Source organism: Chryseobacterium sp. Leaf201 (genome assembly GCF_001421435.1).
Classification (GTDB): domain Bacteria; phylum Bacteroidota; class Bacteroidia; order Flavobacteriales; family Weeksellaceae; genus Chryseobacterium.
This window is the reverse complement of sequence record NZ_LMKA01000068.1, coordinates 35,868-50,606: the sequence shown is the minus strand read 5'-3', so window position 1 is coordinate 50,606 and position 14,739 is coordinate 35,868. Positions and strand designations below refer to the sequence as shown.

The 14,739-nt window shown below is 38.4% G+C and carries 12 protein-coding genes; 10 read left to right on the top strand and 2 right to left on the bottom strand.

Features of this window, described 5'->3' with window-relative positions:
- The first annotated feature begins 12 nt into the window (after nt 1-12).
- The 7 genes from ASE55_RS09180 (at nt 13) to pckA (ending at nt 10,693) form a co-directional block, all read left to right on the top strand.
- Nucleotides 13-1,470: a RagB/SusD family nutrient uptake outer membrane protein gene (locus tag ASE55_RS09180; RefSeq protein ID WP_056218230.1), complete on the top strand. Its 1,458-nt coding sequence runs from the start codon at nt 13-15 to the stop codon at nt 1,468-1,470.
- 103 nt (nt 1,471-1,573) lie between these two features.
- Nucleotides 1,574-3,505 (top strand): putative porin, encoded by a 1,932-nt coding sequence (locus ASE55_RS09175; RefSeq protein ID WP_056218228.1) that lies wholly within the window; start codon nt 1,574-1,576, stop codon nt 3,503-3,505.
- 12 nt (nt 3,506-3,517) lie between these two features.
- Nucleotides 3,518-5,104 carry a bacillithiol biosynthesis cysteine-adding enzyme BshC gene (gene bshC, locus ASE55_RS09170; protein WP_056218225.1) on the top strand — a complete coding sequence of 529 codons (1,587 nt, stop codon included), beginning with the start codon at nt 3,518-3,520 and terminating at the stop codon, nt 5,102-5,104.
- A gap of 37 nt (nt 5,105-5,141) precedes the next feature.
- Complete coding sequence (locus ASE55_RS09165; protein WP_056218224.1) at nt 5,142-7,085, top strand: LysM peptidoglycan-binding domain-containing protein; 1,944 nt, start codon at nt 5,142-5,144, stop codon at nt 7,083-7,085.
- A 69-nt stretch (nt 7,086-7,154) separates the two neighbouring features.
- Nucleotides 7,155-8,030, top strand: a complete 876-nt coding sequence (gene fabD, locus ASE55_RS09160) for an ACP S-malonyltransferase (RefSeq protein WP_056218221.1) — start codon at nt 7,155-7,157, stop codon at nt 8,028-8,030.
- Between the two features lie 10 nt (nt 8,031-8,040).
- A complete protein-coding gene (locus ASE55_RS09155; protein WP_056218220.1) occupies nt 8,041-8,946 on the top strand; it encodes a GYDIA family GHMP kinase in 906 nt (301 codons plus the stop codon).
- A gap of 127 nt (nt 8,947-9,073) precedes the next feature.
- Nucleotides 9,074-10,693, top strand: coding sequence for a phosphoenolpyruvate carboxykinase (ATP) (gene pckA / locus ASE55_RS09150; protein ID WP_056218218.1), 1,620 nt, complete (start codon nt 9,074-9,076; stop codon nt 10,691-10,693).
- A gap of 109 nt (nt 10,694-10,802) precedes the next feature.
- Here pckA and ASE55_RS09145 read toward each other — a convergent pair whose 3' ends face one another.
- Nucleotides 10,803-11,213 (bottom strand): type II 3-dehydroquinate dehydratase, encoded by a 411-nt coding sequence (locus tag ASE55_RS09145; protein WP_056218215.1) that lies wholly within the window; start codon nt 11,211-11,213, stop codon nt 10,803-10,805.
- A 29-nt stretch (nt 11,214-11,242) separates the two neighbouring features.
- On the bottom strand, nt 11,243-12,115 hold the full coding sequence (locus ASE55_RS09140) for a helix-turn-helix domain-containing protein (RefSeq protein WP_157844641.1): 873 nt from the start codon (nt 12,113-12,115) through the stop codon (nt 11,243-11,245).
- Nucleotides 12,116-12,681: 566 nt separating this feature from the next.
- Here ASE55_RS09140 and ASE55_RS09135 point away from each other — a divergent pair.
- From ASE55_RS09135 to ASE55_RS09125, 3 genes are all read left to right on the top strand, one after another.
- Entirely contained in the window at nt 12,682-12,906 is a 225-nt protein-coding gene (locus ASE55_RS09135) for a hypothetical protein (protein ID WP_128414543.1), read from the top strand.
- A 113-nt stretch (nt 12,907-13,019) separates the two neighbouring features.
- Nucleotides 13,020-13,973 carry a hypothetical protein gene (locus ASE55_RS09130; RefSeq protein ID WP_056218208.1) on the top strand — a complete coding sequence of 318 codons (954 nt, stop codon included), beginning with the start codon at nt 13,020-13,022 and terminating at the stop codon, nt 13,971-13,973.
- A 334-nt stretch (nt 13,974-14,307) separates the two neighbouring features.
- Complete coding sequence (locus ASE55_RS09125) at nt 14,308-14,631, top strand: DUF6660 family protein (protein WP_056218205.1); 324 nt, start codon at nt 14,308-14,310, stop codon at nt 14,629-14,631.
- The last annotated feature ends 108 nt before the right edge of the window (nt 14,632-14,739 follow it).

Below are 14,739 nucleotides of genomic sequence, written 5' to 3'. Positions count from 1 at the left end.
TAAGTAAATAAAATGAAAAAGATATTATTATTAAGTATAGCATTGGCTACATTAACAGTTTCATGTCGCGAAGAATTTCTTGACAGTGCACCAACTGAGACTATAGGAGATGCACCTGCACAAACCAAATTAAATGGTTTATACCTGATGATGATTAATACAGGAACTGGAGGTACTAATTTAGATCATGATGATTTTGGACAAAAAGGATACGATATATATAGTGACCTTCTTTCGCAGGATATGGCTCTTGAAGCTGTGAATTATGGATGGTATGTTAACATAGCCAATATGGCTGGTCAGGTAGATTTTACTAATACAGTAAACTATAAACCATGGAGATATTATTATAGAATTATTGCAGGAGCTAACGATGTAATTGATGCACTTGGAGGAACAGATTCAGTTCCAGCATCAGATACAGATAAATTTGCAATGGGTCAAGCGAAGGCCTTACGTGCATATGCGTACTTTTATTTAATGCAATTCTATACAAAAGGATATAATGCATCCGAAGCGGCTATCCCTGTATATACGAAGCCACAAATGCCTGCTGCACCAAAATCTACACAAGCAGAAGTATATGCTCTTATTGTTGATGATTTAACGAAGGCTGTTAACTATTTAGATGGCTTTGATAGGGCAAATAAAGGAATGATTGATCAAGGTGTAGCAAAGGGACTTTTAGCATATACATATGCAGCTATGGAACAATCTGTACAAGCGGCAGCTTTATCTAAAGATATTATTGCCAATTATGGATATCCAGTAACTACTAGAGCTCAAGCTGTGAGAATGGTCCAGGCTCCAGGTGCTACGCCAAGTGGTGGTGGATTTAATTCATTGACTACTCCAAGCTGGATGTGGGGCTTTAATATTGAAGTAGTTAATGGCTTAGATCTTGTTAGCTGGTGGGGTCAGATAGATGTATTTACATATAGTTATGCTTCTGTTGGAACCAGAAAAGGTATAGATTTGGGATTATATAATAGTATGAGAACTGATGATATTAGAAGAAATCAGTTTGTTGTAACAAATCCTTCACAGAATTATCCTGGCAATAAGTTTTTTGATCCAAACAGGGTTGGACAAGGGCAGAGACAAGTTACTACTGACTATATCTATATGAGAGTAGATGAGTTTTATTTGCTAGCAGCAGAATCACTTGCTAAGTCAGGCCAGGAAGGTGAGGCTAAAACAATTCTTAAGAATTATTTATTAAACAGGCAGACAGATGTTTCATATATTGATGCACTAAGTGGTACAGCTTTACAGAATGAAATTTATAAGAATACTCGTTTAGAGTTTTGGGGTGAGGGTAAATCTTATCTAGCATTTAAAAGAAATAAAGCTACAGTTACAAGAGGTTCCAACCATCTGTTTTACGTAGGACAATCATTTCCATATAATGATGATAGAGTATCTTTAAAAATTCCTCAAGAAGAAATTTTAAATAATCCTAATTTTTAATAAATAATAGAAGTTTTTAAATATACTATCTATTTGTAAGTTAAAAGCTGTCTCGAAAGCGAGGCAGCCTTTTTTTTATTAAATTTGCCCTACAAAGTTTATAATGAAGTACATCCTTTCCATCATACTCTTCCTCAGCCTCACTGCGAAAGCCCAGGTAGTCAACAAAACAGACGCCAATCAGCTTCCGAAACAGGACACCTTGGTGATTGACTCAGGGAAGAAAGATTCCCTGAAGATATTCAAGCCGACCATCAATGATTATCTGTACCAGACCCAGTTCTCGGAGAAGAAAGTGTTTGATACGGTAATGACGTTTAACAAGACCTATATTTTCTCGCAGTATAACAACAGAGATAATTTCGGACGGGTACAGGTGGCCAACATCGGGGCAGGCTTTAACCCTCTGTCGTATGAGGTTAATCCCGAACAGAATCTGTCACTGTTGCCGGCTCATAAATCTTATGGGATTCTGGGAGTCAATGACATCCGTTATTATGATGTGAAAACCCCGACTGCCACTTTCGTTTATCATAATGCTATGAAAAACGGTGCGGCTTTACATTCAACCTACACTCAGAATATCGGGAAAAGGTTCAACTTTGCACTGGAATATACCGGGCTGCGTTCGCAGGGAATGTACAGGAACTCGTTAGCGGCCAATAACAATACTTTGTTTTCGGGGCATTATGTTTCAAAAAGCGGAAACTATGAATTGTTTGCCCATTATTTGCACCAGAATGTAAACAATCAGGAAAGCGGGGGAATAGCAGTAGACAGTCTTTTCCAGAATGGCAACAGCGATTCCAGGAACCGGCAGAATATGCAGGTGAACCTGGCGTCTTCCAGTTCTCAGTTTTCTTACAGGAGATATTACCTGACGCATCAGTTCGCACCTTTCAATTCAGATAAGATTCCTTTTAAAATAAGGCATACCCTTTCTCATCAGGGAAATAAATATTATTATACCCAGGGTTCACCGGAAAGCTATTGGTTTGACACGGTGGCAGACCTGGTAAACGGAGCCTCGCTTACCTCTAAAAAATACTCCGATAATTTCAGCAATACCTTAAGTTTGGTATGGGACAATGAAAAATTTAAACTTGATGCCGGAGCCCGCTATCAGATGATTAAGTTCGGGACATCAGAAATCATTTCGCCCGACTTCAGTCTTTCAGGGGAAATAAAAGAAGCCAGAATCGGAGCTGTAGGGAATTTACAGATCAGGCTTTTCGACAAAGTTCAGGTCAATTCCTTCCTGGAGTTTTCAAACGGCAGCCGGTTTGGAACATATCTCAGAACGGCAAACAACTTAAAATTTGAACCTATTAAAGATTACTTTGTCAATGCAAAAGTAAATTTCCAGAGTGCTTATCCTTCATTTAATTATTTAGCGAACACTTCAGTCTACAGGAACTTTAATTATTACTTACCGGATGCAAAAAACCAGTCGGTTATGGAAATCGGAGGAAATATCAATCTAAAATGGTTCAAGACAGAATTATTTGCCAATTATTTCAGGATTGAAAATTATACCTATTTTGATGCTGATGCCATGCCGAAGCAAAGCGAGAGCCCGGTAAATATTTCGCAGATTGGAGGGGATGCCACTTTCAGCTATGGGAAATTCCATTTGAATACAAGGCTACAGTTCCAGAATGTATTAACCAACAAAGATCTCTTGCCTCTGCCGGGATTTATCGGCTGTGCCAATTTCTTTTTCCAGTCAAAAGCATTTAAAAATGCCGCAGAAATCCAGGCGGGACTTAAAGTATATTACTTTTCAAAATTTGCATCAAGAGAATACTTTCCGGTTCTTAACGAATATATCCTTCCTGATTCCAATTCATTTTCCATTGGCGGGCAGCCGATTGCTGATATCTACTTTAATATGAAAGTTAAAAAAATGTTCTTCTTTATCGAAGGCCAGCAGATCAGCACCGTAATTTCACACAACAAAGCATATGCATTTCCAAGTTATCCGGTCTATGATTTCAGGCTGAACTTAGGGATTGTATGGTATTTGTTCAACTAAAACGTATCACAGTTGAAAACGATTCATAAAATATCATTCCAGAAAATAGAAAGCATTCCCCAATTGGTAAAAGACTTTCTGAATCATAAAATTGAAGGATTTGAAGAACATACATTCTCTTTAGATCATTTTAAAAATCAGATTCATTTAAAACAGGGCTCTTTTACTCCGGACCAGAGAAAAGTGCTTGCAGAAACGCTGGAAAACCAAATGTCAGGCCTTGAACTTTCCTCAAAACAGAGAGAAAACCTTGAAAGCCTGAAACAGATCAATACATTTACCATTACCACCGGCCATCAGCTGAACCTTTTTTCGGGACCTGCCTTTTTTGTATATAAAATCCTGCAGACCATTAAAACCTGCTCTTATTTAAAACAGAACTTTCCCGACTTTAATTTTGTCCCCATATACTGGATGGCTTCCGAAGACCATGATTTTGCAGAAATCAACCATTTTAAAACGGAAAGCGGTTATTACGAAATTAATGAGAAACCGGGTAGTGCAGTGGGAAGGATAAAAGTCAATGACACATTTTTCATCTCAGAGTTCGAGAAGGAATTTAAAGACTATGTATTCGGAACCGAGCTGATCCTCATGCTGAAAGAAGCATACAAATCCGGAAATACATTAACGGAAGCCATTAAAACGTTGGTTAACCGCCTGTTTTCGGAATTCGGATTGCTGATGATTGACGGAGATGCAAAAGAATTGAAAAATCAGGTTAAAGAAACGTTCAGGGATGAACTCCTTAATTTCAGCTTATATAAAACATCAAAAGAAAAAGTAGATTTCTTAACGGGAAAATACGGGAAAGTCCAGGTAAATCCACGTGAAATTAATTTATTTTACCTTTCCGAAACCCGGGACAGAATTGAATTTGACAGTCAGAAATATAGATTCGTAGACACAGATATTCAGTTTACAGAAGAAGAAATCTTAGCTGAACTGGACCGTCATCCTGAGAAATTCAGCCCGAACGCCCTGATGCGTCCGGTATATCAGGAAACCGTTTTGCCGAATCTGGCATATATCGGAGGCAATGCCGAAATCATGTACTGGCTGGAACTTAAAGATTATTTTACGAAAATCAATATTCCTTTCCCTGTTTTAATCCCAAGGAACTCCATGCTGTTTTTAAAGGAAAAAACACTGGGCAAAATTGAAAAGCTGGGTCTCAGGACAGAAGATTTCTTTCAGAACTTTACAGCAATTACCAATAACAAAATACTGGATAATAATGCTGTTCTTGATCTGCTGGAAGAAAAAGAAAATATGCTGATCAGTCAGTTTTCCGAATTAAAAGCAGCCGCCGAAACCACTGAGAAATCTTTCGGGAACATGGTGAAAGCGGAAGAAGTAAGGCAATTAAAATCGTTCCGGAGGATGAAGAAGCGTCTTCTCCATGCAGAAAAAATTAAAAAAAATGAACTGCTGGAAAGACTGGAAAACCTGTTTTTGGAAGTACATCCTTCCAAGAACTGGCAGGAAAGGGTATATAATTTCAGTGTCTTCTTTGCAGACCACGGATATTCCTGGATCGGGACTTGTTTAGAAGAAATGCAAATAGATGAGTCAAAACTAATAATTGTTGCCATTTAATTTTAAAGAAGTATTTTTGTACTTATAATGATCCAATATGATAAAGAGGTTTTTTATTCTGTCCAGTTTATGTATGGTTTTGGGAGTGTCTGCTCAGAAATCGCACACCGTTGTAAAAGGCGATACCCCTTATAATATTGCAAAAAAATATGGGCTGACTGTCGATGAGCTGCTTAAGCTTAACCCGTCTGTGAAAGACGGCAAACTGGCCATCGGAGAAGTTTTAAAGCTTAACAACGAGAAAGCGGCGGCTGCAGCTTCAAAAGCGGTATCCGTACCGAAAGCGGTGAATAATGCTAAGACAGGAACAATTGTCCTTCTGCCGAAACAGACCATTTACGGAATTACAAAACAGTACAGGATCTCGGAAACAGATCTCAGGAAACTTAATCCTGAGCTGGATTCTCACATGAAAATCGGTGATGAGATTTCCCTGCCTCTTGAAAGCATTAAAAAATATGGAGGGAACCAGCAGCAGCCCACGGTAACGGCTCCGGTAAAGTCAGTAGAATCTGCTGTTGAAGCCCCTGTTGCACAAGCTTCAGAAGGAGAATATATTGTTCAGCAAAAAGATAACTATTACAGGATTTCAAGACAGTTCAATATCACCAGAGAAGAACTTTTTGCCTTAAACCCCGGCCTGGAAGAAAAAGGGCTTAAACCCGGCGAAGCAATTAAAGTTACAAAGTCCGGTGTAAAAACAAATACCGGAGCTGATATCTTTGGAGAAACAGCCAACCCAAAAACAAAAGTAGACTCCGGCAACGAGAGATCTTCCTCTAATGTTGTAACAGGAACTGCGGATGACTATGTAACCTATACCGTTCTGCAGGGAGATACCGTTTTCTCTATCGTAAATAAATTCGGAATTACCATTGATGAGCTGATCGCTCTGAACCCTGAGTTGTCCAACGGGTTAAAAAGCGGAATGGTCTTAAAGATCAAAAAGCTTGATCCGGCTTATGTGAAGAAAAGCGGTGATGCGCTGAGCGTAGTCCTGATGCTGCCTTTCGGGTACAGCACTAATGAAACCCAGTACAGAACAATGGCTGTGGATTTCCTGACAGGAGCAAAGCTTGCTATTGAAAGAAACGCCAGAAACGGCCAGAAGCTAGATATAAAAATAGTGGATTCAGGGAATGAAGGATCTTTCCGTAATTCACTGACCCAAATAAATCCGGATAACACGGACCTGATTATCGGGCCGTTCTTTAAGTCGAATGTCGTTGATGTTTTAGACTTTACAAAAAATCAGAAAATACCGATTGTTGCTCCTTTCGCAAATTCCCCTGAATTGTACAATTACAGCAACCTGATTATTATTGAAACGAATGACCAGACGTATGCTGATAAAATTGTAGACGAAGTAAAATCTACATTTTCAGACCAGAAAATTTATATCGTATCCGGTACTAAAAAAGAAAATGCCAACTATATCAAGGCAGGCCTTGAAAAAAACCTGAAGAATGCCAACATCACAGTGGTGTCTTCTCCTGCGGATATCCAACTGGACCAGAATATGATGACCGGCCAGTCGGCTCCCGTAATTGCCATTCTTGCAAGTGATAATGATGCAACAGGAGAGGCTTTTGCGAACAGAGTGATTGCTTTATCTAAAGAAGTACAGGGCATAAAAGCGTTCAGTATGAACTATTTCCCTGTCTTTGAAAAGAAAGTGGATGATCTCAGCCAGGCTAATCTGGTATACCTGATGGACCGCAAGATCAACACGGAAGGAAGCTTTGAAAAAGAGATTCTTGCTGCTTATAAAAGCAAATACTGTAAAACACCTCCTAAATATGCCATCATCGGTTTTGATGTTGTGAATGACATGCTGACCAGAGAGAACCGGAAAGGGGAAATCTTCAGGCAGATTAACAAAGTTCAGACCCAGCTGGCGACAAAATTTGAGTTTGTGAAATCAAAGGCAAACGGTGCTTATATCAATACCGGTTATCGTGTGATCCGGTTAGTTCCATAAATCAATCCGTTGGTTTTAAAGAAGATTATTAACATTATATTTATATTTGCAAAATATTTAAATTAATACATGAAAGCACTTGTATTTCCCGGCCAGGGGTCTCAGTTCGTAGGAATGGGAAAAGAACTGTATGATTCCAGAAAAGATATTAAAGATCTGATGGAGTCTGCCAATGAAATTTTAGGGTTTGATATCCTTTCGATGATGTTCAGCGGAACGGATGAAGATCTTAAGAAAACTGAAGTTACCCAGCCTTCCATTTTCATCCATTCCGTAGCTGCGCTTAAAGCGGTAAACGGTCTCGGAGCCGAAATGGTTGCAGGGCATTCGCTGGGAGAATTTTCAGCACTGGTTGCGAACGGCGTTTTATCTTTTACCGACGGCCTGAAACTGGTTTCCGAAAGAGCAAAAGCCATGCAGGCAGCCTGTGATGCAAATCCGAGCTCAATGGCCGCTATTCTGGGATTGGAGGATGCTAAAGTAGAGGAAATCTGCGCATCCGTTAACGGAATCGTAGTTCCTGCCAATTATAACTGTCCCGGGCAGCTTGTGATTTCCGGAGAAACGGCAGCCGTTGAAGAAGCCTGTGCGAAAATGAAGGAGGCAGGTGCCAAAAGAGCATTGTTACTGCCTGTAAACGGCGCATTCCATTCTCCGCTGATGCAGCCTGCACAGGAAAGACTGGCCGCAGCCATCGAGCAGACAAAATTCAGGAAAGCAACCATCCCGGTATACCAGAATATAACCACCACTTCGGTTTCTGATCCTGATGAGATTAAGAAAAACCTGATTGCCCAGTTAACAGGCCCTGTGAAATGGACGCAGTCAGTTCAGAATATGATTAAAGACGGAGCCGCTAATTTCGTAGAAGTAGGCCCGGGAAAAACATTACAGGGACTGATCAAAAAAATAGATCCCTCGGTAGCTATTGCTTCTGCAATCTAAAACAAAAACAATGAGCGGAATATTTTCACCGGGAAAGCTGATGCTTACTTCAGAATATTTCGCCATGGATGGAGCTCTTGTCCTGGCGGTACCTACCAGGCTCGGACAAGAGTTTTATTTCCGGGAAAAAGATAATGGAGAATCCCTGATTTTTTGGGAGGCTTATCATCAAAACAAATTATGGTTAAGAGCTGTCATTGATTATAACAACTGGCAGGTCAAAGAAACCAATATTCCTTCAGGTGCTGAATTCATTTTAAAAACCTTACAGAATGTTCAGTCACTTTCTGAAACTAAATTCAAAAACAGTTTTACCTATCACCTCAAAACAAATCTTCAGTTTCCTGCAGACTTCGGGCTCGGCAGCAGTTCCACGTTAATGACCAATCTTGCGGAATGGGCACAAGTGGATCCTTTTCATTTAAATAAGATAAGTTTGGGCGGAAGCGGTTATGATATTGCAGTAGCAAAAGAGAAAGCCGCGGTACTGTATCAGAGTATGCCTGAAATAAAATATGAAAAGGTAAATTTTAATCCTTCTTTTAAAAACGAGCTCATTTTTATCCACCTGAATCAGAAGCAGGACAGCCGTGAAGGAATCAGCCTTTACAAGTCTAAAAATAAGTCTAAAAATAAGGTTGATGAATTTTCGGATCTTACAAGGAAAATTTTACTATGTAACGAATTGGAAAATTTTTCGGAGCTAATGGTAATTCATGAACAAAAAATATCGGATTTCATTGAAATTCCCGCAGTTAAGAGCCGCCTTTTCATTGATTGTCCGGTTTTTGTGAAAAGTCTGGGTGCCTGGGGCGGAGATTTTGTCATGAGCTCAAAATTTGACGGCTTTAAGGACTATTTTTGGGGAAAAGGTTTTAACACAATTTTTGAATGGTCGGAGATAATAGACTCGTAGACAGAAGGTTATAAACTTGCATTTTTATTTGTCATTTTGACTTATATCATTATATTTAAACCACTTTTAACAATTAATTAATATTAATTTTGTTGAGGATCCAAAAGAAATAGAAAATATAAGTAAAATGAAACACGCTAAAATCATCCGGGATTTAGAGAAATTAGGGATTAAAGGAAATTATGAGGTCGTTTATAATCCTTCGTATGAAGAATTATACCAGGCCGAAATGGCTCCTGAAAATCAGGGCTTTGAAAGAGCTGAGCTTACGGAATCTGGTGCAGTATCAGTAAAAACAGGAATTTTCACAGGTCGTTCGCCTAAAGACAGATACATTGTTCAGGATGAGGTTACAAAAGACACGATTTTTTGGGATGGTAAAGTGAATTTGCCAACCACTCCGGAAATTTTCCAGTCTTGTAAAGAATTAGTGCTGGACAGGCTTGCCGAATCCAGAAAAATTTATGTGGTAGACACTTTCTGCGGAACCAACACAGATACCAGGTTAAAAGTAAGGTTCATTGTTGAAGTGGCGTGGCAGGCACATTTCGTTACGAATATGTTCATCCGTCCTTCTCATTATGAGCTTGAAAACTTCGGAGAGCCGGATTTCACGGTAATCAACGGTTCTAAAACAACAAATCCTAACTGGGAAGCCCAGGAACTGAATTCCGAAAATTTCGTGATGTTCAATCTTACCGAAAAGCTTCAGATCATTGGAGGAACATGGTATGGTGGAGAAATGAAGAAAGGAATGTTCGCGATGATGAACTATTACCTTCCGTTAAAAGGCATGGCTTCCATGCACTGTTCTGCAAATGTAGGCGAAGAAGGGGATGTTGCTCTTTTCTTCGGACTTTCAGGAACAGGAAAAACAACGTTGTCTGCAGATCCGAAAAGATACCTGATCGGTGATGACGAACATGGGTGGGATAATAACGGGGTTTTCAACTATGAAGGAGGATGCTATGCAAAAGTAATCGATCTTTCTGCTGAAAAAGAACCGGATATTTTCAGAGCCATCAAGAGGGATGCACTTCTTGAAAATGTTGTGGTCAATAACGGAATTGCAGATTATACAGACGGATCTATCACAGAAAATACGAGAGTTTCTTATCCGATTTACCATATCAATAAAATTGTTCTGCCTTCAAAAGCGGGACACGCAAGCAAGATTGTTTATCTTTCTGCAGATGCATTCGGGGTATTGCCTCCGGTTTCTGTTTTGGATGAAGATCAGGCACAATACCACTTCCTGTGCGGTTATACCTCAAAGTTAGCCGGAACAGAGAGAGGAATTACAGAGCCGGAGCCGTCTTTTTCACCCGCATTCGGTGAAGCGTTCCTTACATTACACCCAACGATGTATTCTAAAACATTAATCGGGAAAATGAAAGAGCACGGCGCAAAAGCATACCTGGTAAATACAGGCTGGAACGGTACAGGAAAAAGGATTTCTCTGAAAGATACAAGAGCGATTATTGATGCTATTATCGACGGATCCATTGAAGATGCTCCGAAAACAAGAATCCCGATTATGAATCTGGAAGTTCCTACAGAGCTGCCGAATGTTTCCGAGGGCATTCTAGATCCGAGAGATACCTACCGTGATGTTTCTGAGTGGGAAGAAAAAGCAAAAGATCTTGCGGCAAAATACATCAAAAACTTCGAACAGTACTGCAATACGGACGAAGGTAAAAAGCTGATCGTTTCCGGCCCTCAGTTGCAGGAAGAGACCACTAACTAATACATAACAAAACCTCATCAGCCGATGAGGTTTTGTTATTTTATATTCCTATCGTTATACGTTCACAGATCATATACTTTCGGGCATCTGAGTAATCTGTGGGAATGTGTTATGATTTTAAACTCAGGATCGCCAATCGGTATCCATCCATGCCAAAACCGGACAAAACTGCATCGGTATTGGCAGCCGTTACAGACTTCTGGCGGAATTCTTCTCTTTTATAAATATTGCTGATATGAACTTCAACTTTTGGCTTACGGATGTTTTTTAAACAGTCTGCAATGGCATAAGAATAATGCGTGAAAGCTCCGGGATTGATGATCAAAGCATCAAAATCATCTTTCTGAAGCCTGTTGATAATTTCTCCTTCAATATTCGACTGATAATAATACAGTTCAAAAGAAGAAAATTCAGTTTTTAAAGTCTCCAAATAATCCGTCATAGAAACCGTTCCGTAAATTTCAGGTTCTCTGGTGCCTAAAAGATTCAGATTCGGGCCATTGATAATAAGAACTTTCATTGAAAATAATTTAATCAAAGATAATATTTTTAAGTACTTTCCCCGGTGTTGTTTTTCAGGTTTCTCTGGAAATATTCTGAAGGCGTAATTCCTTCAATCTGCTTAAACACACGGTTAAAGGTAGATTGGTTAGAAAATCCGGCTTCCGTATAGACATACATCAGGGTTGTTTTCTGAAAATCAACTTCGGTAAATAATTTTTTCACATAATTGATTCTGTAAATATTAAGATAACTTTTGAAGTTAGGGTACCCTTTGCCGCGAATAGCCTTAGATATATAACTGCTGTTAACTTCCAGCGCAACACTTAATGCGGAAAGATTGAATTTAACATCTTTGAACAGAAGGTTCTCAGACATACAAGCTTCAATTCTTAAGAAAAGGTTTTCCATACTTTCTACATTAATATCAGCATTTTCCAATACATTTTCAGCGTCATTCTTTTTGTCTTTCTGAGCATCTAGTAATGCTGGCCTTTTAAAATGTAATGATATTTCCTGTTTTCTGATTTTGTCTTTGTAATGAATCAATAAAGTGATGACTAAAATATTGAATATAAAAAGTATCGTATCTGTGAACATCACTTCTTTCTGGGTATGGCTCGGGAAATCAAAATCAAAATTATTTGCAATAACATAACATGTTACCACAATTAATAAAGTATATGAGGAATAAGCCAGCACTTCTTTCTTGGTAAAAAAGATATAGGCTCCCAGAGGAATGGGTAAAAACCAGCCGAAACTTGCCACAGAGTTATCCCAGAAAGCAAGCATCACATAAAAGTTATATAAAGGAGCACATATTAAATACAGATGTACAATAGTGTTGATAGAATATCTTTTTCGTACCAGCGAGTAACTGTAGCTTATAAAAACCAATCCACCGGTTAAATACCAGGACATTACTTTATTATAAACGTAAAAAGTAAATATAAGCGTATAAATTCCTAAGATCAAAATCATAAGAATTACATAGCGGTCTAATAATTCCTGTTTTAATTTTTCTGTTTGTTCATCTGTTGTGTTCATTTTGATGCATAAGTCAATTTATTTTAAAATAAGAATAATGATTTTTTATAAAATGACTGTTTTAATTAACTGGTAGTTAAGTGTATGTGCTGGTTTGAGTCATTTTACTGATTATCATTTATCCGGTTTTTTTTTGATTTATCAACAAAAATAATTTTGCGAAATACTTTTCACTATAAAAATATTTAAATGGATATTTCTTTATTAGAAAAATTTTGTGTTTTTAATAAGGTTGGAATAAGAGTAACCTAAACGTAAAATTAGAAAAAAAATGCAAAGAAATCTAAAGTTTTTATTACGATACCGTTAATAAAACAAATACAAAAAATCAGCAATCGCAAAATCCAAAAATATTAGAACAGACAGGTAAATGATGATTTGAAAGAATGAGCCCTTTAAATTGATTCTTAGAAAAACAATTAACCATAAAAACAATGATCATGAAGAAACTTATTTTACTGATTGCCGGTATTTCTTTTGTACCTGTGTATTCTCAGGTTGGAATCAATACTGGAAATCCTACAGGGATTTTTCATGTAGACGGAGCAAAAGATAATGCAGTAACAGGAATTCCAACATTAACCCAACAGGCAAATGACTTTGTTGTAACTTCAAACGGAAGCATAGGGATCGGGACGGTTTCACCAAATGCATCTGCAATTTAGACGTAAATGCATCTGGGCTGTCATCAGGAAACAAAAAAGGCTTTCTCGGTCCGAAAGCAGCTTTAAGTTCTGAAACAGATCAGGTTACAATACCTTCGCCGGCAACCGGATTATTGGTATATAATTTAGGAACCGGAGGGCTTGTATATAACGGCTATGTATTCTGGAACGGAACAGAATGGAGGACATTTAGTAACGGTTCGCTCGCTCCGGGAATTGTAGGGAATATTACCTGTAATGGGATTACACTTTCTCCCAGTACATATACTGCAGGAACTCCTTACAGCGGAACAATGAATGTGCCTTATACCGGAGGAAACGGAGGGATTCATGCAGCACAGGCAATAGGTCCGGTACATGGTCTTACTGCAACGCTGTCATCCGGAAATTTTAATTCGGGATCAGGAACTTTGAGTTATACAGTTTCAGGTACACCCACTGTTACAAGTCCGGTTACCACAACATTTTTTTTTAATGTAGGAGGAAAAACATGTAATGCCGTTATTGGAAGCGGAGACGGAATGGCGCCCGGAGATATGGTATTTTATAAAGCCGGATTTTCTTCAAATGTAGGTGGCTGGATGAGTACTTTCGTACCGGATCTGCCAGTTATCGGAGGGAAATTAAGGCTCGATGCATGGTTTAACGGCGCCTCGAACAGTGGAAATGGCAGTGTTACCATGTGGCCGAGATTGGTGAATATTTCTTCATCTCCCGTAAAATTATGGTTTAGTGCATTATCGAATGTTGACAGATTTAATGCTTCAAATTATCTTTTGGCTCCAAGTACTTCAACAGGGTCGGGCGCAACACTTGCTCCTTCCGCTTACATGGAACTGGATAACGGCATTTTTTACGGAGTAGGGTACAATGATATTTTGGGTTCATCAACACCAAGAGTTACCGGAAGCGGAGAAGGAGGTCACCAGGAAGTTCTTACGATGGATCTTTCGCTGGATGATAAATGGTACAGGATATATTATTTCCCAATTGTGGATAATATGAATACTTCCGGTACTCCCGATAACATGAGAACGATATATTTATCTATACAGAGATTATATTAAGCCTTGAAAATAAATTCAGCTATATGATTTTCAATAATTTTTTTATCTTAAAAATGAAGTGATTTGTTTTTTAACTGAAACGGTCTTTTTCTCGTTTATACTGTGATCATAAAAGCTGTACAAAGGAAAGACGGTCTTATAGAATGCCCAATAAGCCAGACAAAGACATCTTTTTTTGAAAACAAAAATCAAAATGTATAATGGGTATAGTAATACTATTTTATGCATCTGTGAGGAAGTGGTTTGTATGTAAGAGCAGTCTTTTTAGGCTGCTCTTTTTTATACCGTTTATTTAAATGATTCCCTTTTACAGAAAATCTTTACCTTTGTCCATATGAACCTTTTAAGATTTATACTGGCATTTTATTTCATGGCGCTATCACTGGTGCCTTGTGAAGATGTGCAGAATCAATCAGGTCCAAACCATACACAGCAGTTTTTCAGTGTTGAAGAATCCCATTCAAAAGATAAAGGAGATGTATGTTCTCCGTTATGTGTCTGCAACTGCTGCCAGATGACGGTTACCGCCTTAAAACTGGATGTTTTAATCGGAATTCCCACTCAGGTTCAGGCATACTTTTCAAAGAAGATTCTTTTCCGGAAGAACAACTTCGCTTACCAGGTTTACGACCATATCTGGCAGCCGCCTAAGATTTAATTTTCATTAATTTTTAATACTTGAAACTTTGCCATATAGTTGCAGGGCTCTTCATGATATTTTTGCATCTGTTATTCATGAATAACAGAATTTAAATATTTAAATAAA